Source organism: Planktothrix sp. PCC 11201, assembly GCF_900009135.1.
Classification (GTDB): domain Bacteria; phylum Cyanobacteriota; class Cyanobacteriia; order Cyanobacteriales; family Microcoleaceae; genus Planktothrix.
The window spans coordinates 658,786-681,335 of record NZ_LT797711.1; the positions used below are offsets into that span (position 1 = coordinate 658,786).

The 22,550-nt window shown below is 40.5% G+C and carries 15 protein-coding genes; 13 read left to right on the plus strand and 2 right to left on the minus strand.

The genetic code is table 11. From position 1 onward, the window contains the following. Positions 1–111 precede the first annotated feature (111 nt). The 11 genes from PL11201_RS25050 (at position 112) to PL11201_RS25100 (ending at position 17,768) form a co-directional block, all read left to right on the plus strand. Positions 112–930, plus strand: coding sequence for a hypothetical protein (locus tag PL11201_RS25050; protein WP_144017881.1), 819 nt, complete (start codon positions 112–114; stop codon positions 928–930). Positions 931–953: 23 nt separating this feature from the next. After that, on the plus strand, positions 954–1,817 hold the full coding sequence (locus tag PL11201_RS25055; protein ID WP_234996838.1) for a CIS tube protein: 864 nt from the start codon (positions 954–956) through the stop codon (positions 1,815–1,817). A 52-nt stretch (positions 1,818–1,869) separates the two neighbouring features. After that, entirely contained in the window at positions 1,870–3,753 is a 1,884-nt protein-coding gene (locus tag PL11201_RS25060) for a VgrG-related protein (protein ID WP_079681539.1), read from the plus strand. Between the two features lie 241 nt (positions 3,754–3,994). Beyond that, positions 3,995–4,411, plus strand: a complete 417-nt coding sequence (locus PL11201_RS25065) for a GPW/gp25 family protein (RefSeq protein WP_079681540.1) — start codon at positions 3,995–3,997, stop codon at positions 4,409–4,411. A 74-nt stretch (positions 4,412–4,485) separates the two neighbouring features. Beyond that, the gene (locus tag PL11201_RS25070; RefSeq protein ID WP_079681633.1) at positions 4,486–6,666 is read left to right on the plus strand and encodes a putative baseplate assembly protein; all 2,181 of its coding nucleotides are present in this window, start codon (positions 4,486–4,488) and stop codon (positions 6,664–6,666) included. A 246-nt stretch (positions 6,667–6,912) separates the two neighbouring features. Next, positions 6,913–7,938 (plus strand): phage tail protein, encoded by a 1,026-nt coding sequence (locus PL11201_RS25075; protein ID WP_079681541.1) that lies wholly within the window; start codon positions 6,913–6,915, stop codon positions 7,936–7,938. 135 nt (positions 7,939–8,073) lie between these two features. After that, positions 8,074–9,408 carry a DUF4159 domain-containing protein gene (locus PL11201_RS25080; protein WP_079681542.1) on the plus strand — a complete coding sequence of 445 codons (1,335 nt, stop codon included), beginning with the start codon at positions 8,074–8,076 and terminating at the stop codon, positions 9,406–9,408. 60 nt (positions 9,409–9,468) lie between these two features. After that, positions 9,469–10,926 (plus strand): PDC sensor domain-containing protein, encoded by a 1,458-nt coding sequence (locus tag PL11201_RS25085; RefSeq protein ID WP_079681543.1) that lies wholly within the window; start codon positions 9,469–9,471, stop codon positions 10,924–10,926. Between the two features lie 55 nt (positions 10,927–10,981). Beyond that, positions 10,982–13,273, plus strand: coding sequence for a WD40 repeat domain-containing protein (locus tag PL11201_RS25090; RefSeq protein WP_079681544.1), 2,292 nt, complete (start codon positions 10,982–10,984; stop codon positions 13,271–13,273). A 44-nt stretch (positions 13,274–13,317) separates the two neighbouring features. Continuing rightward, positions 13,318–15,903, plus strand: a complete 2,586-nt coding sequence (locus tag PL11201_RS25095; protein WP_079681545.1) for a COG1470 family protein — start codon at positions 13,318–13,320, stop codon at positions 15,901–15,903. A 53-nt stretch (positions 15,904–15,956) separates the two neighbouring features. Continuing rightward, the gene (locus PL11201_RS25100; RefSeq protein WP_079681546.1) at positions 15,957–17,768 is read left to right on the plus strand and encodes a tetratricopeptide repeat protein; all 1,812 of its coding nucleotides are present in this window, start codon (positions 15,957–15,959) and stop codon (positions 17,766–17,768) included. 17 nt (positions 17,769–17,785) lie between these two features. On the opposite strand, the gene PL11201_RS25105 is transcribed toward PL11201_RS25100, so the two are convergent. Together PL11201_RS25105 and PL11201_RS25110 are read right to left on the minus strand one after the other, a co-directional pair. Beyond that, entirely contained in the window at positions 17,786–18,484 is a 699-nt protein-coding gene (locus tag PL11201_RS25105; RefSeq protein WP_079681634.1) for a haloacid dehalogenase type II, read from the minus strand. Between the two features lie 52 nt (positions 18,485–18,536). Beyond that, complete coding sequence (locus PL11201_RS25110) at positions 18,537–19,835, minus strand: TldD/PmbA family protein (protein ID WP_079681547.1); 1,299 nt, start codon at positions 19,833–19,835, stop codon at positions 18,537–18,539. 326 nt (positions 19,836–20,161) lie between these two features. Here PL11201_RS25110 and metG point away from each other — a divergent pair, with 326 nt between their 5' ends. Beyond that, on the plus strand, positions 20,162–21,769 hold the full coding sequence (gene metG / locus PL11201_RS25115; protein WP_079681548.1) for a methionine--tRNA ligase: 1,608 nt from the start codon (positions 20,162–20,164) through the stop codon (positions 21,767–21,769). 114 nt (positions 21,770–21,883) lie between these two features. After that, positions 21,884–22,501, plus strand: coding sequence for a LabA-like NYN domain-containing protein (locus PL11201_RS25120; protein WP_079681549.1), 618 nt, complete (start codon positions 21,884–21,886; stop codon positions 22,499–22,501). Positions 22,502–22,550: the final 49 nt, after the last annotated feature.

Genomic DNA, 22,550 nt, shown 5'->3' on the forward strand with positions numbered 1-22,550 from the left:
CCTCTCCAAAAACAACCAGATTCCACAACTAATCCCAGAAATATTATTACATCAGAAATATCTAATTATCCCCCTCTCCAAAAACAACCAAAAAGTCAAACTGTTGCACAATTGTTAAGACAACCTGGTGCTATTTCCAAACTTCCTCAAGTATTAGAAAATCTTACCTCTAGCAAACCTTTAGGTATTTTTCAACCTCTGGTTCAAACATCTAAATTGATCTCAGAAACTTCCTTCCTTGAAACTAATCCCATACTGTCAAAAGATGAACATGAAAATATTTCAGATAATTTTGATCAGTTTGCTTCTCTATCAGGGACTAATATAGATCCAAAATCCGAACCTATTTTCAATAATGAATCATCAAAACAAGGTACAATGATTCGACGGCAAGAAAGCGATTTCTCAACCTCAGATGTTCCTGATTCTTGGTCAAGTATTGAAGAATTGCTCGGTGAAAGCAATTCAACGCCAAGTGAACCAACTGTTGTGCAAGCTTTCTCCACAAAAGAAGGGCGACCAGCAAAGGAGCGGAAAAACCGAAAGCAGATGTCGGATATTCGGACTGGGATGCTCCTACCCCCTGGGATTTCTAGGGGTGTTACAGGAGTTCACAGTTTAGATTTACAACAGCAGCCAACTCCTGTAAAAGCACTCATGGAAAAAACAATCCAAACTAGGTTACAACAGGAACAAAAAACTGCTAGTCGTAAAGCTGAACCTGTTCAGACTCTTACTCGCTCAAATATAGGACTGGAAGATTCTCGGGTTTCGTTGATAAGTGAAGCACAAAAGGAGGAAACAAAACAGGCTGAAACTAAAACAGATCAAGTAGAAGTTTTGGCTAGAGAAATTTATTGCCTTGTCCGACAACGTTTTGAAATAGAAAGAGAGCGACAAGGTTCATCTTATGATCGTAGATTATTTTAAATCACATAGAATAGGAGAAAAACATGGCTGAATCAAGTTCATCAAAATCACCAGTGGCAGCAGTTGTTTCAACACTGACAACGGCTTTGAAAAATGCCATGATCGAGGCGGCGGATATAAAAATTTTAGAAGTTGCCGCAGCAGAGGATCTGGCAAGAGATCAGCAGTTTATTAGGGAAGAAGCCAAGTATAAAAATCTGGCTAAAGATCTTTATAATACTCAACAAGCTGGTGATAAAAGATTAGTTAAAGCCGCTCTAATACCGAGAACGGGTGAAGCAGCTTCTCCGATTAATTTTATGTTCAACCCAACTGATTTGAGTTTAAGCAGAGGTGTTACGATTAAAACAATGGAGGGATCAAGAACACAAAGGGGCTTACCTAAAGTTAACTTTGGCTCTATTGAACCTTATAAACTTACCTTATCAGGGATTTTATTTGATACCTACGAAACGGGTGTGAGCGTTTTTAATAGAATTCAATCCCTATTGGATGCAGTGGATTTTTCTAAGTTTAAAGATCCTTTTGCGAAACCAACAACTCATGATGGATACCAAGAAAGGCTGGTTAAATTAAGTTCATCGGAAACAGCAATGAAATCCTTTGTAGGATCGATCGGGGGAAAAAATGTCTTGGGTGCTCGAGAATTTGGTTCAGAAAAGGTGGGTAGTCAGAGCTTGGAAACAAGACGACCTCCTGTTTTTTATTTTATTTGGGGTGAAAAGAATTATATGTGTTGTATGATCAAACAATTAGACTATAAATTAACCATGTTTTTACCCAATGGAACACCCGTGCGAGCCATGGTTACCATTACCTTAGAAGAAGTAGATTTAGGGGTAGCAAGCAGAGCCTTCAGCGAGCGCCAAAAATTCATTGTTACATAATTAATTTTAGTGTAGTTTACCTCGATTTAACCTTGATCAAACAGGTTGTTTTATGACTTCACAAGCAACGGATTATGTCTCTACTCCTATTATTACAGTTGATGGAGTTGATCCAGACTTAATGAATAATTTTAGGCGGGATATTCTGCAAATTTCTGTAGAAGAAAGTTTGCATTTACCCGCTATGTTTACCGTAGTTATTAATAATCCCTATGCCGCCACTGATCAAGAGACAAAAACTTGGAAATATGATCGGGATATTATCCAAATCGGTAAAGTTATTAAAATTGGTTTTATCCCCAGTACGAGTTCTGATTCTGAAAAACCCAATGATCAGCAAATCTATTTAATTGAAGGAGAAATTACAGCAATAGAAACTCATTTCTCGGGACAAACTCAAGCTCCTATTGTAATTCGTGGTTATGATATTTCCCATCGCTTACATCGGGGACTTTATATTCGCTCGTTTCAAGATTATACCGATTCTGATATTGTCGAAAAAATTGCCGAAGAAGTGGGAATTGAAACCTATACCATTGATTCTAGTGGGGAAAAACATGAATACGTTTTTCAAGAAAATCAAACGAATATGGCATTTTTACGGGAACGAGCCGCCCGCATTGGGTTTGAATTGTTTGTCCAAGATGGGAAACTTAATTTTCGTAATCCCCACATTAATGAAGTTTTACAGTTAGTTTGGCTAGAGGATTTTACCAGTTTTCGTGTTCGTTTAACCAGTGCCGAACAAGTGAAAGCTGTGGAAGTGCGGAGTTGGGACTATGAAAGAAAGGAACCCATCGTTGCCCGTATTCCCAAAGAAACCACTCAATTAACTACTTCTGACGTTCTGACCCGTACCGAATACGGAAAAGGCAGGGACTATAGCCAAAAGTTTGGGTTGAACCCTTCTGAACCTAAGCTATTAGTTGTGGATCAACCCACTGCTACCATCAAAGAAGCAGAAGTGATGGCACAGGCACTTTTTAACGAATTAGAAGGAGACTTTATCTATGCCGATGCCCGGGGACTGGGCAGCCCCCGCATCCGACCGGGGAAAGTTGTGGAACTAGATAGAATGGGTCGTTATAGTGGTAGTTACTACGTTACTGAAAGTCGCCATATATTTTATCAGGGAATTTACACAACAGAATTTAGTGTGCGGGGACTACGGGGAGATAACCTGCTGCAAACCCTGTCCCCAACTACTCGCCTCAGACCCGGACAGACCCATCTGGTGGGTATTGTGACGGATAACAAAGATCCCAAGGGTTGGGGACGAGTGCGGGTCAAATTTCCTACCCTGACCCCGGAAAAAGATAGTACCGCCCATGCCAGTTACTGGGCGAGGGTTGTGGGGGTGGGGGCTGGCCCAGATCGCGGGTTCGACTGTTTACCGGAAATTAATGATGAGGTGTTGGTTGCCTTTGAACATGGGGACATTCACCGCCCCTATGTTATTGGTGGGGTTTGGAATGGCAAAGATCAGCCCCCCGCAAATATTACAGACTCAGTAGACAAAGGAAAAGTCCGCTTACGAACGTTTAAAACTCGTACCCAGCATACTTTACAGTTTGTGGAGGAAGATAAAGATGGAACGGCGGCGGGTATTTATATTCAAACCAGTCAGGGCCATCAAATTCGCCTCAATGATAGTAATGGATCAATTGAGGTGAGGACTCAGGCGGGACAGTCTATTCGCTTAGATGATCAGGGGGGTATTACCATTGAGTCTAAGGGAAATATCCAGCTACAACCAGGGACAGGACAGGTATTAGTATCTGGCAATGTTTTAGCGACACAATTCCTAGTGGGTACAACAGTCAATAGTGTCAATATTGGAGAAACCTTAACGAATTTGCAACAGCAAATTCAGCAAAATACGAATAGCGATCTCTCCCGTTCTCAAGAAATGGCTCAACTCCGGCAGCAGGTGTAACAAAATATCAAAGAACCCAGCGATTAGAAATCGTGGCTACACAGACAAAACCCACCTTCGTGGGTTTAAGACCTGAATTTTCTCTTAGTCTACGCAGGTGGACTTAGTTTGTATATTCCGCCGTTTCAACGGCTGGGAACTTCCATCAAAAATATTTTCTGTGTAACTAGACCTTTGGCGAATACTCCCTTGAGAATCTATCAGCTAAATTAAAAACATCTATCTGGGGAGGGAGTTGGCAATGGTTAATTTAGCGAATCAACAATTAAGCCGTCCCTACCTGGGTAAAGGTTTACGGTTTCCCGTGCAAATCGACCTTCAGGGCAACCTCGACTTGAGTGCCCAGGAACAGAATATCAGGGAATCAATTTATATTATCCTCCTAACCCAATGGGGAGAACGGGTTTATCGGCCTAATTTTGGCTGTCGTTTGTCCGAGTTGAATTTTGCCCCCATTAACCAACAAACCCTGATGTTAATGCGAATTTATGTCCAAGAAGCATTAGAACTTTGGGAACCCCGAATTATTGTTGATGAAGTCCTAACCAACCCTCACTCCTATCAAGGAAGAGTTGATATTAATATTATTTACCATCTGCAAAAAACTTACGAAAGACGCAGTATTGTTTTTCCTTTTTATTTGCAAGTTGAAAACTGATTACGAATGGGGAATAGGTAATTGCCCATTGCCTATTGCCTATTGCCTATTCCCTATTCCCTTTAAAGATTTTTATGGTTTTTGACTTTTTACCTAAACTACCTAAACCTAACTTAGATGATCGGGACTATGAAGACCTGGTAAAAGAATGTATTCTTAGAATTCCCCGCTACTGCCCAGAGTGGACAAACTATAATCCCAGTGATCCAGGTATTACCTTAGTTGAACTATTTGCTTGGTTAACTGACCAAATGTTAGCTCGGTTTAATCAAGTCCCCCGACGCAACTATATTACCTTCTTAGAATTGCTCGGGATTCGTTTACAACCGCCCAAACCAGCAACCACAGAAATAACATTTTATTTAGTCGGTGATCTGCCAGATGCTTATACCATCACAACCGGAACTGAAGTAGCCACAGGACGCACAGCCACCCAATCCGCCATTGTGTTTACAACCGACCAACCCCTGATTATTGGTCAACCCACCATCCAACACTTTCTCACCGGGGACACAGCACCCCCAACCCCGCAGGTTTTGCGCGATCGCTTTACCAATTTCTGGAGTGCTCAAGAGCCTGGCAACTGGTCAGGCCCAGAGCTTTCCCTGTTTAGTGATAGTCCCCAACCAGGTAATTGCTTCTATCTGGTCTTTGATCCCGATGAGCCCCTCGATGGTAACGTTCTCAGCATTCGGATCAAAGGTCAAGAAGCCACTCCCACCGGAATTAACCCCAAAGTGCCCCCCCGTCGCTGGGAAGCCTGGAATGGAAGTGAATGGCAACCCGTCCTCGGTACAGAATCCGATGATGAAACCCAAGGCTTTAGCTTCAGTAACCTAGCTCAAAAGGGCGGTAACCCCCTACAGGGGGCTGACGTGACCCTACACCTGCCGATTAACTTTCCTCCGGCTCACTTCACCGCCTATCGAGGTCGGTGGTTGCGGTGTGTTTGTACCGAACCCGATGATCTGCGACAACCCGCCTACAGTCGCTCACCTCGCATGATTGGGATTACAGCCACAGCCATTGGCGGAACGGTGAAAGCAACCCAATGTGAAATTATTGTCGATGAAACCTTGGGGGAAAGCAACGGCGACCCCGGACAGTTTTTTCAACTTCAGGGATCACCTGTATTAGAACGGCGGGAGGACGAATATCTGATTGTTACTCCCCCGGGTGCCATTCCCCAACGCTGGCAAGAGGTGAAGGATTTTTCTAATTCGGGAGTCAATGATCAACACTATATTATCGACTCCCTAACAGGTGTCCTCCAATTTGGCCCATTAGTCAGGGAAGCCAGCCAACTCAAGGAAGCAATGGAGTTAAGGGCAAACGCACAAACCAACACCTCCAGGCAAATGCTACTTTCGAGTTCCGACTTACAAAACCAATATGGCAGTATTCCCCCAAAAGGAGCGACGTTGCAGATGTCCCGTTACCGCACGGGGGGAGGCTCAGGGGGAAACGTTCAGGTGGGGACGTTGGAAATTTTGAAAACGGCCGTTCCCTATGTTGCCAGTGTGATTAACCATCAACCTGCCAGAAATGGAGCCGAGGCGGAAACCTTAGAACAGGCGGCGATCCGTGTACCTCAAATGCTGCGTACCCGCGATCGCGCCGTTACCCCTGAAGATTTTGAAGAATTGGCGATTCGGGGCGGGGCTGGAGCCGTTGCCCGCGCTCACTGTTTACCTGTTACCGGTGGCAAAGGCGGGACAGTAAGGGTTTTAATTGTCCCCCAGGTGACCATAGATGACATTACCCGCAGCGAGGGCATTCACCCCAACCAGTTCACCCTCACCGATGATCTGGAGCAAAACGTGATCGCCTACTTGGACGAACGACGACTGTTGGGAGTTCAGGTGTTATGTGTCTCCGGTGACTATACGGGGGTGGCAATTCAGGCGGAAGTTGCCCTCAAACCAGAATACAATCACCCCGTTGCCCAGCAAACCCTCCGCCAACAAATGCTAGTCGCCCTTTACAGCTTTTTTAATCCGATTACCGGAGGCATCGATCAAAAGGGCTGGCCCCTGGGTCAACCCGTCTATCTCAGCGACGCGATCACTGTCCTTCAGAACTTTGATGCGATTCGTTATATTGGTACCCTGCAACTGTTTGAACTCCAGCGTCAAGGACAATCTTGGGTTCGTCTGCCCCCATCCCCCACTGTTGATCCCGGCCCAGGGGGATTGATCTGTTCCTGGGCTGACCTGACCCTGCGATCGCAGCACGTTATTTCAGTTATCAGTTAACAGTTAACAGTTATAGCAGTTGCCACATCTATTAGGACATTCTTGAAAGCTAAAAGCTACTTATAGTAAGTATTTACCTATTGCCCATTGCCCATTCCCTATTGCCTCTTGCTATAACAGTTATCAGTTAAGAAGTTTACAGTTAATTTATTAACTCCTCAACTGATGACTGATGACTGATAACTGATTTATGACTGATACCTCTTACACTGATAACTGATGATGCGGATACTTGATAACTGATTTATGGCTGGTGAATTTCTGACTTTAAAATTAATTCCTATGCGATCGCCAGAAGCAAATTTAAACACGCTTCCGATTCAAGCAACGGCGGAAAATATTGATGTTGAAAATCCGGGTCTTTTACTTGTCCCGGGAGAAGCCAGTGAATTGATAGTCAATTTAGAAAATTTAGGGACTTACACTTTAGAATTAACCCTAGAAATTACAGGAGATTTTCCCGAGAATTGGTATACCATCATCACAGAAGTAGAGGAAGAAAATCCCGCATTTTTACTAACACCTGGGGAAATAATCAAAGCGATTATCCGCTTCCAAACTCCGGCGGATTTCTTTGAAAATCCCTTCTTCCCGGGTGTGGGTCAAGTTCTGAAATTAGATTATCAAAGCCGTTTAGCTGTTTATGGAGCAGCCCTGGGAACAGGATCAGAATTGCTAGAAACAGCCACTTTTAACCTCTATGTTCGCCCCGTTAGTCGTTATCAACAATTTCTACCTAATTTTTATCGAGAAATTGATTTTGTCGGACGTTTTCTGCAAATTTTTGAAGCAACTTTAGAACCCGATGTCCAAATTCTTTCTAACCTGTGGGCGTATTTAGATCCCCTAACAGCCCCGATCGGAATGTTAGAGTTTCTAGCCCACTGGGTGGGCTGGAGAAATCAACCTTATTTAACCTTAGAACAGCAAAGAAACTTAATCCGAAATGCTATTGAAATTTACAGATGGCGAGGAACTCGTCGAGGTCTGCGCCTGTATCTTCACTTAGCAACCCGTTTACCTTTAGATGATCTTATACTGAATGAAGATGAAAAACATATTGGAATTTATGAGTTTTTTAATTCCGGCTTTGTCTTGGACAAAACTCGCTTAGGTTACGATGCAATTTTGGGAGGAGTGCGACCCTTTCATTTTACAGTTCGCCTGCGTCCAGAACCTGATCGCCCCATTGAAGAAGCGTTAGTGCGAACTATTATTGAACAGGAAAAACCGGCATTTTGTAGTTACGAGTTAATCATAGAAACGGGGTAACACCGGAGCAGGGGGAGCAGGGGAGGCAGGGGAGGCAGGGGAGGTAAACTCTTTCTATTACCTATTACCTGTTCCCTGTTCCCTCTCTTAAAAATTTTATAATTTTCTTGACAAAATCACAATATAATTATCATTATGTTTTCCTTATTTGATTACCCTGAACCACTGCCCCTAAAACGTCTATCCGTCGAGGATGGACTCCTCTTAAATGCCGAACGTTGGCAATCTGCCCACGCCTATCACCGAGATCGCCAAAATCTCCATTATCAATCTCTGAATCAACCAGGAATCGTCTGTGGATTAGGGGTTTCTGCTATTCCATCTCCTGATCATATTGTCGCTAAATATCGGGATAATCGCTGGATAAAAATTGACCGTGGAATTGCGATTGATTTAATCGGGAATCCGATAATTGTTCCCGAACCAATGGAATTTCATATTGCCTCTGAAGCCGGAGAAAACCCCCTATTAATTTATATTACTATCAGATACGTTGATCCAGAAACACTATATCGACCCGAATCAAAATATTTAATCGAGGAAATGTTTAGAATTGATGAAAAAATTAACAAACCCGATCAATTAGAGGTAGAACTGTGCCGGATTATCCTGTTAGCAGGAACTGTCCAAATCACCTCTCCAACTAACGTTTTTTTTCCCGCCGGAAATCATATTGATTTGCGCTATCGGCAACAAGTAATGGCACGTCCTCAAGGGGTGGTAAGCATCGGTTTAATTTCCAACGATTCACCCATTGATCAGATAATTTTATCCTCTTTATCTGGACTAATTCAATCTTTACCTGCACTTTATCCCGCCCTGGGAGGTCGGTCAGAAATTGGCAACATTAAATTACAAGCAGGAGAAAATAACGAATATTTAAACTATGATTTACTTTATCTCAGCTATCAAAAAATTGCTATATTAACAGAATCAGAAACTGAAAGTCTCAGAGAATATAGGGAAACTGGAGGAATAATTTTTATAGAATTAACAACTCTGGAAAGCGAAATTGTGCAGTTAATTAAAATTCAACAAAAACTGAAAGAAACCCTCAATGATCTTAAAGAAGATGGAGAATTTGATCCGTTGATACAACAGTTGCAAAGCGAACTAGAGACGACAACAAAGATTTTAGATAAACAGTTGGCTGATGTTATCGCTACCGTCAGAAATTTAGCCCAAAAAACAGGCGAATTTACAGCCAACGATTCAGGAGAAATTAGTCGTCAACATCCCCTACGAAATCAGCCTTTTTTGTTTAGTCAGTTTCCGATGATTAAAGGACAAGAAATTAGCCTATTTAATTGGGGTAATATTATCTTGATTTTAGGAGATTTGTCAATGGCTTGGGGATTAAATGAAGGGTTTAATTTTCCCAGAGAAACTATTAGATCTGCTCAAGAAATGGGGATTAATTTTATACATTTTGCAGTAAAAAGGCGACAATTAACTCAACTTCTCCTTTAAGTTTATGAACAATAATTGATTGAGGTTGTTATTTTTTTCTACTATAAAATCAGACTTACTATGGCTAACAAAACCTTCTCTTTTTTCTATAAAATTTTTGATAAATCCGTGGGTTCTTTATCCATTCGCCATACCCTGCCCCTGATTATTGTTACACCTTTATTGGCTTCTGTCGCAGTGATTGGCTGGTTTAACTTTCAATTAGGAAAACAAGAGATTGAAAAGTTGATGCTACAAGTTAGTGAAAAATCTACTCAGATGATTGAACTCAATCTTCGCAATTATTTAGGAAAGCCACAAGTATTATTACCTGCATACTTAGCAGCCATCCAAAGTGGGAATGTTGATATTAATAATTTACCGGAAGTCAAGCGATATTTCTGGCAACAAATACAAAACAAAACCTCTTTAAATTCCATTTATATAGGAACAGAAAAAGGAAATTATGTGAGTTATGAAAAAACAGAAAATGAATTTATGGAAAAATTTAGAGATGAATCAACGAACTCGAATCGAAATTTTTATGAAGTTGACTCCAAAGGAAATCGCACAAGATTGATCAAAAGTATGGAATATGATCCTCGCGTTCGTCTCTGGTATAAATTTGCTAAAAGCGTAGGAAAACCAACCTGGACTCCGGTTTATCAATTTGGCAGTATCAATACGGTGGGGATGGATTTTTCTATTCCGATTTACAATCAGGAATCTGGGAATTTTGCAGGAGTGATTTCCACTGATATTAGTCTGGTACAAATTAGCAAATTTTTAAGAAATTTAGAAATTAGTCAGAATGGAAAAGCTTTAATTATGGAACGGACGGGAGACGTAATTGCCATCTCAACTTTAGAGCAACCTTTTAAAGTGGTGAATAATCAAACCAAACGACTGAATGTTCGTGAAAGTCAAGATCCAACTATTCAAGGAACAGGTCAATACTTAATTGAAAAATTTAAGAGTTTAGATCAGATTGAAGACAAACAACAATTCACCTTTCGACTCAAAGGAAATTTACAACTTGTCCAAGTCACCCCTCTACAAAATCAAGAAGGAATTGATTGGTTAATGGTGGTTGTGATTCCCCATTCTGATTTTCTTAAACATATCTATACTTATACAACTTTAACAGTAATTATTGGGGTTTCAGTTGCAGGTATCGCCGTAATTTTAGCTCTGTTACTGGTGCGTTGGATTATTAAACCCATTGAACAGTTGCAGCAAGCTGCCGAAACTATTGAGTCACAAAACTTTGATCAAAGTATATTAGAGGAGGTAAGTCGTCGTCGCGATGAATTTGGGCAGTTAGGAAAAGTGATGTCAGCTATGGCAAATGTTATTTACAGTCGCGAACAAAATTGGAAACAAATGATTGACCAACTTCAAAATCAAGATCTGCAAAAGCAAAAAACCAAGAGTGGAAATAATTCCCAAAAGCAAGTCAAAAACTTAGAAGTATTATTGAGAGAATCGCAACAACTCAGGACAAAAATAGGAGAAAAGGATAAAAATTCAAGAAATTAAAGATAATTAATCATAAATCAAATACTTTTAATCAAGAAACCTCAAGGAATTAAACATGAAAACCAATCTAATTACTACTGATATTTCCACAACTGAATTGACATTCAAACCGGGTGAATCAGCCGTATCTTTTGAAATCAATGCGATTAACTATAGTGATCGTTTTGCCAGCTTTCAGGTAGAAGTATTAGCGGCGGGTACAGATGAAAATTTAGCCCAAAATTGGTATATTCTCTCCCCCGAAATTTGTACTAAAAAACCCCCAGGAGATTCTACACAATTTCTGGTTAAAATTATTGATAGTCCTCTACCTGGTTTTGTCGGTCAGATGAATCTAACAGTGAGAGTTTTTTCCATTGAACTTCAGGAAGAAACCCGTCAATTATTGCGGTTAAATATACTCGAAGGAAGCGGGGGAGTTGGCTTAAAATTAACCCTTCCTGTTCAGGAATTTCAAGCTTACCCCCTACAGCAAATTAAAATTCCGGTTCAGGTTTATAATCCCAGTTCTCAACCTGCGAATGCGGTATTAAAATTAACAGGAATTAATCCAACATGGTTAATAGAAGAACAACAGGTTATCCAGATTCCATCTCGTTTTCGGGTTGATGCCGTTTTCTGGTGCCAAATTCCCGATATTACCCAAACTAAAAGCCAAGTTCAGCCCTTCACTATTACAGCAACAATCGCCAATGGTTTATCAAGGCAAATCACCGGAAATTTATTAATTTTACCCCAAGGAATTGTAGAGTTTAGGTGTTTTCCCCAGGAACGTCGCATCCCCGGTAGAAGAAGATTCTTTTGGCGTTCTGATCCGGTTATTTTTCATATAGAAATAAAAAATTGCAGCAATGTTTCCCAGATATTTCAACTCAAAGTTCAGTGTTCAGACAAAATAAAATATGAATTAAAAACCGATTTATCTCTATTAATACAAGACAAAAAAAAATCTATAGAACCCTTAAATCATGATGTAGAGATCAATAATTTTGATCCTACTATTGATCTCGAAATTGGCGAAACCAATCAAATCTTATTAGTAACAAAAGTTAAACGACATTGGTTAGGTCGGATCAGGGAATTCTTAATTGAAGTGGCGACTACACAAACAGAAGATTTTTGCTCTATCTCCGGTAGCAGTTTGTCTGGCACTTCTCCCCCCAGTCAAACCTTGAAATTAAAAGTTTTACCATTTCTCCCCCTGGGGTTAATATTAACGGGCAGTGTTTTATTACTGGGGTTACTGTGGTGGTTTTCAGGACTGAATCCATATCATCCCTTTTTAGGACATAAAAAACCCGTTAATTCTGTTCAATTTGATGGGTTAGCCAGCACGATCATGAGTGGTTCTAATGATCAGACCATAGCCGAATGGAAAGTTACTAATTTTTTCAATGATTTACACAATCAATTTATCGGTAAAATTGGCAATGCTAAAAAAGCTGTGCGAGTGTTACGTTACCGACCTGTTGATAATAATATGATCGCCGCCGGATTGGAAAATGGGGAGATTCAATTGTGGGGATTAACGGAAGAAACCGGGTTAATTGATACTTTTTCAATTAATAAAGATGATCGGGTTTTTGCCTTAGAATTTTCTCAAGATTCTCAAACATTATTTAGTGGTCATGGTAGTGGTTTGGTTTTACAGTGGGATGCCAGTCTTCAGCGAGATCAAATGACCAAAGGTAATGATCGCTTATTAAAGAAAAAACAATTTGATTTTGCCGTTTATGACCTGAGTTTTGTCGGGAAAGGTAATCGTCACCTAGCAGTTGTCGGTCGATATAATCAGTTTTTAATTTGGAATCTTGACCAGAATAAAACCTCAAAAGTTCCTTATCCCACCGGAGGACAAGATGATTATATTTTAAGTGTTGATGTTGCAGAAATTGCTCCCTATCTTTTAGCAACAGGGGATAATCAAGGAAATATTACGATCTGGAATATGAAAAACTGTTTAGATAGTTCAGGAGAATGTGAAGTTATTGATCGTTGGCAAGGAAGTAAAATGGGTGAAGCGGTTCGTTCAGTTTCATTTAGTGACAATGGCTGCTATTTAGCCAGTGGTGGGGACGATGGTAAAGTCATGCTTTGGGCTTTAACCTCTGAAGGAAAACGACCTTTAGCAATGCCTGATGGTTCGTCTCTACAAACAAATCTGGCAATTAAACAAGAAGTTAGCCATTCCTATCGTCAGAAAAAAATTAATAGTGTTGATGTTAAAATTGTCGGTGAAAATATTTTAATTGCTAGTGGGAGTGATGATGATCAGGTCAGAATAGCCAAAGCCAAAAGAATATTTAATTTAGGTTGTGATTTTCGCGGTAATCTTGAGATAGAGTAAAGACTTAAATAATTAATTTAACTATATTTTGAGGATTTAAAATTATGGTGTATCAAACTTCACAAACTAACGGTCATACCCTGAATAATATTGAATATTCAGAAAATCCTGGAATTGCTAAACCCATCGCCTTGATTATCAACCCTTCCGAAGACAGTTCTGCCTGTGCGGGAGAAATTTTTGAACTGCGGGTTACAGTAACCAATCAAGGTAATAAAGGTGCTGTTATTAATATTTATATTGATGAAACTTCTGGCTTGTTACATCAGTGGTGTAGCTCCGCTTCGGAAAGTTTAGCTCTAGCAGACAATTGTAGTGCGGAAGTAGTTTTTTACTTCGCAATTCCTATTAATGCTACCCCCGAAAACCATAGTTATTTATTAGTTATTGATGCTCCTAAACACTATCCAGAATACACACCAATTCGTCATCAAGCCCGACTACAAATTTTACCATCAGTACAATCCGCGACCCAGATTAATGACCCGACATTTCAAATTTTACCGATTACAACTTATAACAAACCAACTATTATCGAACCGGGCAAACCTTTAGATTGTAAAATTATAGTTAATAACCGTTCTTCACGGGTTGATCGCTTTCGTTTAAGTTGTTCTGATCTGCCCAATGATTGGTTTACTGTGATTTATCCAGAGGGATTAGTCGAATTAGGATTAGTCGGAGAACGGCAGAGTTTAGCATTGAATCCAGGGGCGAAAGGTGAGATTGTATTCCGTTTGCAATTTCCTCTAAATGTTAAAGCCGGAAATTACTCCCCAACCCTACGTTTAACTTCGTTGAATAACCTCGACTTGGTACTCATTGATGTCTTGTATTTGCGGGTACTTCCCATCTATCGATTAATCCCAGAATTGCAAACGAAAATTGGGAAGGTTAGTAAAGAAACAGGATGTTTTCGGCTGTTATTGGGGAATGGGGGAAACACCCTCCGCAATGTTAGTTTTACCGCCGAAGAAGACGCAGGAAAACCCATTTGTACTTATAATTTTAGTCCTGAACAGGCTAAATTAGGGGCGCAATTAAAAACTAAAATTGACTTAGAAGTTAAACCGAATAAATGGTGGCGACGTCCTTGGTTTGGGAAGGGATTACCGATTGAATTTTATATAGAAATTGAGGATAGTGATCAACTACCTGTTCCTGAAAGGTTGCCAGGAACTTTAATTTGGGAAGCACGACCCCTCTGGCAATTTATTTTATTAATTTTTATGATTTTGGGGGCGATCGCATCCCTAATTTTTGCGATTTGGTGGGTATTTTTTAGACCGCCAACACCCCCCAAAATTTTAGAATTTACTTCGGTTTTTCCGACTTATGAACAAGCCGCAGGAGATGCGATTCACTTAAATTGGCAAATTCTTCACCCTCAACAGTTAAAAACGATTAAAATTATTGGGATTGCTGCCGATAGTGGTATTGTTTCTAGTGGAGATATATTGTATGATTTTAGCAAGGGAATTCCGCCAGAATTGAAGGGATTTTGCACCTTAGAATCGGTTTTAAATTGTCAAAATATTCGTACCGATGCCCAACAAGCGGGAACTTATATTTTTCAAATGGATATATTTGCTAAAAAAGGCTATAAGTTAGCTGATTCTAAAAAAACCAACACGATTCGTATTAGCGCTTTACCTCAGCCTAAAATCTTGGATTTTATGGCAACACAAACATCCTATCAAGAAGCAGCCCTTAACCAACCTATCCTAACATTTAATAATGAAATTGCCTTGAATTGGAAAATTAAAAATCCAGAACAATTGCAAGCATTAAAGTTAATTGCTCGTTCCACAGATGACACAGTTCTAATTCCCTTAAAAACCTACGATTTTAGTGACGGTATTCCCTCGGAGTTAAGTGGATTTTGCTTATTAGAATCGGAATTAATTTGTCAAAGAGTCCCTACAAATGCCCGAAAAGCCGGAAACTATATTTTTGAATTATCGGCGGTCTCTAAGGAAACAGGAGAGGAAACTGCCATTAGCCAGAAAAGTGATATAATTAAGATTATTCCTTATATTTACCCGACTAAAATTGTCTCTTTTTTAGTGAATGATCAGGACGCTTTACCTAAATATATTTTACCGATTAATCCTGAAAAAACTGCTAAAATCATTCGGATTAGTTGGAAGGTAGAAGGGGGTAAAAATACAACTGTTGAATTACTCCCCGCACCCGGAACAGTGGGTCTTGAAGGTTCGATCATTTATCCAGTTACTCAACAACCGGGTACAGAAACAATTACACTTGCGGTTAAAGGAGAATCAGGGGAACAATTGAATCGAACTGTCACCTTTGAAAAAATTGTTGTTCCTATTTCCGAACCGAAAACACCCCCGGTCGATAAACAGCAGGGTACTTCTATCAACGATTCCAGAACCCCTAAATTAACCCCAAATAACCCCAATCTTTCCCCAAATCGACCTAATCAAACTATCCCTAATTTGTCAACAACTCCACCTAATTTTCCTTTATTACCAACAGCACCGACCCCAACTCCAACCCCAACTCCAACTCCATCTCCAACCCCGTCTCCAACCCCTTCTCCAACTCCAACTCCCACCCCTTCTTTCTCAGCTTCACCGATTGAAATTCCACCTCAATTTGATTAAATAATTAATAGCAGAATTTTCACTCTGATTACAAACCGCCTGATGTTAAAACTATGATCAAAATAAATAAAATTAAAAAAGTGCGTTTTCCTTCTATTGCTCTAAGTCTTAATTTTTGGGGGTCGATAATTATTGCTCAATTTTCCTTACCTTTTAATATTAATATCCCTCAACAACCAACCGAAATCCCTACTCCCTCTGTTCCCATTAACGGAGATTTTAACTACTATTTTTCTTTATGTAATGTCCTGCGGAAACAACCCCAGCTTGAAGAAGCGTTATCAGCCTGTAATCAAGCAATTAATTTAAGTAAAAAAAAGAGAGCCGATTTATGGGGATTTCGCAGCCAGCTATTATTAAAATTAGGACGATATGATCAAGCTTTAGTATCGAGTTTACAAGCCCTGGAAATTCAACCTAAAAACTCTCTAGCCTTAACTTTACAGTGTCGATCCCTTTTAGCATTAGGTCAACAAGATCAGGCTATTTCCGCTTGTGATAGTGCTTTAGAAATTAATCAAAATTGGGATGAATTTTCTCCGAGTCTTACTTGGTTAAGTCGAGGTTTAGCTCAGGAACAGAAAACCCAATATCCTGAAGCCTTAGCATCCTTTGATCAATCTTTAAAACTCGATCCTCAGAATTCTATGGTTTTAGTTAGTAGCTGTCGAGTTTTGTTAGAAATGGAGAAGAATGAACAAGCTATTGGTAGTTGTGATAACGCTTTAAAAGTTAATCAAAATTGGGGAGAAAGTTCTCCGGCTCAAGCCTGGTTTTGGCGAGGGTTAGCCTTTAGTGGTTTGGCAAAATATCAGCAAGTTTTAACCAGTTGTGAAGCAGTAAAAAATGATTTAGAAAAAGATATTGTAGTCAAAAATAATTGTATTCAAACCACTCGAACCTCCCGGTTAGAATCTGCCAAAACTTCATACAAACAAGCTACAATGCTCGACCCTAAATTTGCTGTCGCTTGGACATATCAAGGGATCAATTTAGAGGAATTAAACGAATACGATCAAGCGCGAAAGGCTTTAGAAACAGCTATAAAAATTTATCCTAATAATGCCTTAGCTTTGGTGAATTTGTGTGCAACTCTGAATAAATTAGGCAATTATCAAGAAGCACTAACAGCTTGTGAAAGTGGGTTACAACAAGATAGTAATTGGCTAGAAAGTGAGCCTGCTGATACTTTCATCCAGAAAGCACAGGCTTTAGCAGGTCTGAAACGCTATGAGGAAGCGATTTTGGCGATTGATCTAGCCTTGAGTTTGAAGCCCGACTCAGCGATCGCTTGGAATACAAAAAGCGTGATTTTATGGCAAGCCCAAAAATATCAGGAAGCTCTCAACGCATCAGAACAGGCCTTAGCAGCCGATCCTAACTACTTTCAAGGGTGGTTTAATCGGGGGAGTATCCTGCGGGCGATGCAGCAAAATCAAGAGGCCCTAAGCGCCTATCAGCGTGCGATCAGTAGCGATATCACTTTTGTACCAATAGAAACCCTGGGGTCGGTTTGGACTAATTCCAGTGCAATTTTCTGGGACTTAGGGCAATATCCAGAGGCAATTGCCGCAGCGAATAGTGCGATTGAGATCGATCCTAATTCAGTATCCGCTTGGTTTAATCGAGGGTTATTTTTCACGGGTGTAAACGATTATGAAGAAGCAGCCAAGTCTTATCAACAAGCTCTGAAAATTGATCCAAAAGCGGTTAATATTTGGGTGGCTCAGGGGATGGCATTCTTCTATTTAAAACGCTATCCAGAAGCCTTAAATGCTTTTGAAGAAGCGTTAAAAATTGATCCGAACTATTTACCCGCTTTAGAAAATCGGGATCTAATTAGTCGCTATTTTCAGGATAAATAATATTTAATTGTGCTTTTCTAAGGCTCAAAAATCAAGTCAACTAAACTTTTTAAATCCGGCACTTCTAAATCCGGTTGGGCGATCGCAGCTTTGGTTGCTCCTCCTCCGGGTTTTCCCTGACGACGATTCACCCAAACCGTTGTTAATCCTAAACTATTTGCTGTAACAATATCATGAAAAATACTTTGGGCAACGTGCAGTAACTTATCAGCAGAAAGCCCCGTTTTATTTAAGGCAAACTGAAAATTATGGGCAGAAGGTTTATAGGATTGAGCTTGTTGTGCCGTAATAATATGATCAAATTTTATTTGTAGATGTTGGTTAGTCTGGGCAAATAAATCATCATCAATATTAGAAATAATCACTAATTTATACTTTTGTTTTAAGGCTTTCAGGGCTGCTACCGTATCAGGAAAGGGTTGCCAATCTTGAATTGAATTGGCTAAACTTTCTAATTCCGTAGGAGTTGGAGAAAACCCCAAACGTTCTCCGAACTTCTGCACAACTTCTCGGAGAATTTGTCGATAGGTTTTATATTCTCCACTTTGGGCTTCCGGTTCTAATATAGCAAATAATTCAAGTAACTGTTGATTACTCATCTCAATTCCATGGGCATTAACTAATTGTTGTAAAACCGGAGTAATTCCGTTTTCCCAATCAATTAAAGTGCCGTAGCAATCAAAACTCAAGGCTTCAAATTGATTAAATTCAATCATAATTTTTCTAAAACCCATTCGTAATTCGTAATTCGTAATTCGTAATTCCCTATTACCCATTACCTGTAACAGATAATCCTTCAACAATAATAGAAGGAGTATAACAGGAACCATTCCAAGAGGCATCACCCCCTAATTCTATAACTTGTTTGAGGGCGGTGTAAACATTTCCGGCGACCATTGTATTTTTCACCCGTCCGACAATTTCGCCCTTTTCAACTCGATATCCTAAATCCACATTAATTGAAAAATCCCCACTAATTCCCGCACTTTCTCCTAACATTTGATCGACAATTAAACCCCGATCTAAACTTTGGATTAACTCAGTTAAAGAACTTTTCCCAGGTTGTAATAAAAGATTAAATAAACCAGGAGTGGGATAACTGCCTAAATGGGTTCTAAATCCGTTTCCGGTTGTACCACTTCCCAGGGTGCGACCTGTGGTTAAGTCGGTATAAAATAGTTTTAAAACTCCGTTTTGAATAAAAGTAATCGGACGGGTGGGGATACCTTCATCATCAAAGGGACAACTAAATGGCCCGGCATCGGGTTCTTGATATAGGGTTAACATCGGAGATACGACGGGAGTATTTAGGCGATCGCTCCAAGGAGAAGCCCCCTCCAAGACCTGTTTGCCATTCAAAGCGGCCGAAAGGGTTCCCCAGAGCATATCGGCGGCTTTAGCGGTAAATAACACCGGAATCCGACCGACGGGGGACGGCACGTTATTTTTAGCCCAATTTAACCGCATTAAAATCCGTTGGGCGAGTAACGTAGGATCGAGAAAATCCCGTTGGGTTTGGCCATCGGAAACATATAAAAAATCATCCTTGCGTACCCATTCAGTTTCCATATAGGCACTGAGGGTGGTATCGGTGTGGCTACATTCAAGTCCCCTGGAGTTAATCAAGCGAATTGATTCGACTTCGCAATCCCATTCGGCTGCACATAGGATTTCAGGATAGGAAGCCCGAATTAATGCAATCGCCTGTTTCCCCCAACTGATCAATTGTTCAACGGGTACAGTTTCCCCAATATCGGGATAGGTGGATTGAGCCTTAGATTCAGTTAATTCAATGGTTTCTGGCTGATTTAGGGTACTTAAAGCCAGCGCCCGGGCGACTAATTTTTCCGGTTCCACTGGCCCATAGGCAACGGCCAAACCCGGACGTCCATCTCGCCAAAGTCGCAGGGTTGTCCCTTCTGATTGGCTACTTTCGAGTTGCTTGAGTCGATTGGCTTCAAAAAAAATCGGCTTGGAAAGGGATTGAGATTGAAACACTTCCGCAGCCTCAGCGCCCGATGCGGCAGCTAACTCTAATAGCTGTTCGGCGGATTGGTCGTAGGTCATGGATAGTAGTGATGGCATAGCGTCATCGTTCATCCTACCGTGATCGGTGATCGGTGATTTATTTTTAGTGACACAGACTGCTCAACCGCAGACCCCAAAATGTTTGATAGTTTAATTTAATATTGGTTATATTTTTGACCAATATTAAACTTATTTGAGAATTTTTGAGAATTTTGAAATAACATACTATAATCTTTAAGTTTCAAGATCGCGCCTTGCCAATTTCTACTGCTGTAGAATTTAGCAATCATCGATAATAAAGTAAGATTCACAGGGAATAATAACCCCTAGATCCCATTAAAACTTCTTTAAATCAATAAATCTAAATGAAATTGACACCGACCCCTTTGAATACCTTTACCCTTACAACACCCCTTTATTATGTCAATGATGTTCCTCACATTGGTAGTGCTTATACAACAATAGCGGCGGATGCGATCGCTCGATTTCAACGCCTCCAGGGAAAATCTGTTCTCCTAATTACTGGCACCGATGAACACGGTCAAAAAATTGAACGGACGGCTGAGGAGTTAGGTCGTTTGCCCCAGGATCATTGTGATCAGGTTGCCTCTAGTTTTGCCTCCTTGTGGGAGCGGTTTAATATTCAGTACGATCGCTTTAGTCGGACAACTGCACCCCGTCACGAAGCCATTGTTAAAGAGTTTTTTCAACGGGTTTGGGATAAAGGAGACATCTACCTCAGCCAGCAGCAGGGTTGGTATTGTGTCGCCTGTGAAGAATACAAGGAAGAACGAGAATTAGCACCCGGAAAATTCTGCCCCATTCATACCAATAAAGTAGTAGAATGGAGAGATGAGCAGAACTATTTTTTCCGCTTATCTAATTATCAGCAACAGTTAGAAACTTTATATCAAGAGCGTCCTGAGTTTATTCAGCCAGAAAGTCGGCGCAACGAGGTCATGAACTTTGTGAAGCAGGGACTACAGGATTTTTCAATTTCCCGCGTTAATATTGACTGGGGATTTCCCATTCCCACCGATCCAAGTCATACGATTTATGTTTGGTTTGATGCCTTGTTAGGCTATGTAACCGCTTTGCTTGACCCCGAAGATGAACCCACCTTAGACAATGCTTTATCGAAATGGTGGCCGATTAATTTGCATCTGATTGGCAAGGATATTTTAAGGTTCCACGCCATTTACTGGCCAGCAATGTTGATGTCCGCAGGTTTATCTCTACCCGGTCGTATCTTTGGACACGGTTTTTTAACCAAAGATGGGAAGAAGATGGGCAAAAGTTTGGGAAATACGCTTGATCCCGTGGCTTTAGTCAATCAATATGGTTCGGATGCTATTCGCTTTTATTTTTTGAAAGAGATAGAATTTGGACAGGATGGTGATTACAGTCAAACTCGGTTTGTTCATACGGTTAATGCTAATCTAGCCAATGGCTTAGGAAACTTACTCAACCGCACGCTGAAAATGGCGCATAAATATTTTAACGGTTGTGTTCCTAATGTCAAGAGTGAGGATATCCCCCAGGAAGATGCACTCAAATCCCTTGGTCTAACCTTGGCAAATACGGTGACTCAAGCATACAATTCCCTAGCGTTTAGCGAAGTTTGTCATGCTGTTTTCAGCCTGATTCAAGCCGGGAATAAATACATTGACGAACAAGCTCCTTGGAGTCTTTATAAACAAGGAAAACAAGAAGCGGTTGCTCAAGTTCTTTACTCGGTTTTAGAGTCAGTTCGCTTATCGTCCTATCTTTTGTCCCCAATTATTCCCAATATTAGCACTCGAATTTATCAACAATTGGGATATGCTATCGATTTTAATGACCAGACTATACTGACAACATCACTGTTTTTTAATACCCAGAGCGTTTGGGGCGTCTTGCCCGCCAATCAACCCCTGGAGGAAGGGCAACCTGTATTTAGACACTTGGAGTTAGGGGATGTAGAGGAGGTGTAATCCCAATTTTAACCCCGTTTTAATGATAGCCTAGTTTAACATAAAACATCAATTTCAATTGGTTTACTTTACCCATACTCAGATCATTTTTTTCATAAAAAAAGAGGTATAAAAATGTTCAATCATATCACCACTGGAGAACTGTTTACTCCTGAACAAGTTCTGGAAAACAGGGGCAGGGTCGCCATCTTTATTGATGGTTCTAATCTATTTTATGCAGCTTTGCAACTGGGAATTGAAATTGATTACAGCAAATTATTGTGTCGTTTAACCGCCGGATCTCGGTTGTTACGTTCCTTTTTCTATACGGGAGTTGATCGCACCAATGAGAAGCAACAGGGCTTTTTATTGTGGATGCGACGGAATGGCTATCGGGTGATTTCTAAAGATTTAGTTCAACTTCCCGATGGTTCTAAAAAAGCCAATTTGGATGTAGAAATCGCCGTTGATATGATGGCCTTAGTGGGTTCCTATGACACGGCGGTTTTAGTCAGTGGGGATGGAGATTTAGCCTATGCGGTGGACTCCGTGAGTTATCGCGGGGTGCGGGTGGAAGTAGTGAGTTTGCGAGCGATGACCAGTGATAGTTTAATTAATGTCGCCGATCGCTATATTGATTTAGAAATGATCAAAGAAGAAATCCAAAAAACCCCCCGCAGTCCCAGCTATAGCTATCGTCCCCTATCGGGAATTAGTTTAATTGATGGGCAAATAATTGAGGAGCATTCCTAGAAAAACAAACGGAGTAAAAGCCGGCTTAGGCTGGTTTTTACTCCTAAGT

Excerpts from the sequence above, each read along its gene's own strand:
- metG (WP_079681548.1), top strand. The coding sequence starts at position 20,162 with ATGAAATTGACACCGACCCCTTTGAATACCTTTACCCTTACAACACCC.
- PL11201_RS25090 (WP_079681544.1), top strand. The coding sequence starts at position 10,982 with ATGAAAACCAATCTAATTACTACTGATATTTCCACAACTGAATTGACA.
- PL11201_RS25100 (WP_079681546.1), top strand. The coding sequence starts at position 15,957 with ATGATCAAAATAAATAAAATTAAAAAAGTGCGTTTTCCTTCTATTGCT.
- PL11201_RS25070 (WP_079681633.1), top strand. The coding sequence starts at position 4,486 with ATGGTTTTTGACTTTTTACCTAAACTACCTAAACCTAACTTAGATGAT.
- PL11201_RS25065 (WP_079681540.1), top strand. The coding sequence starts at position 3,995 with ATGGTTAATTTAGCGAATCAACAATTAAGCCGTCCCTACCTGGGTAAA.
- PL11201_RS25055 (WP_234996838.1), top strand. The coding sequence starts at position 954 with ATGGCTGAATCAAGTTCATCAAAATCACCAGTGGCAGCAGTTGTTTCA.
- PL11201_RS25095 (WP_079681545.1), top strand. The coding sequence starts at position 13,318 with ATGGTGTATCAAACTTCACAAACTAACGGTCATACCCTGAATAATATT.
- PL11201_RS25105 (WP_079681634.1), bottom strand. The coding sequence starts at position 18,484 with ATGATTGAATTTAATCAATTTGAAGCCTTGAGTTTTGATTGCTACGGC.
- PL11201_RS25080 (WP_079681542.1), top strand. The coding sequence starts at position 8,074 with ATGTTTTCCTTATTTGATTACCCTGAACCACTGCCCCTAAAACGTCTA.
- PL11201_RS25120 (WP_079681549.1), top strand. The coding sequence starts at position 21,884 with ATGTTCAATCATATCACCACTGGAGAACTGTTTACTCCTGAACAAGTT.
- PL11201_RS25110 (WP_079681547.1), bottom strand. The coding sequence starts at position 19,835 with ATGACCTACGACCAATCCGCCGAACAGCTATTAGAGTTAGCTGCCGCA.
- PL11201_RS25060 (WP_079681539.1), top strand. The coding sequence starts at position 1,870 with ATGACTTCACAAGCAACGGATTATGTCTCTACTCCTATTATTACAGTT.
- PL11201_RS25085 (WP_079681543.1), top strand. The coding sequence starts at position 9,469 with ATGGCTAACAAAACCTTCTCTTTTTTCTATAAAATTTTTGATAAATCC.
- PL11201_RS25075 (WP_079681541.1), top strand. The coding sequence starts at position 6,913 with ATGGCTGGTGAATTTCTGACTTTAAAATTAATTCCTATGCGATCGCCA.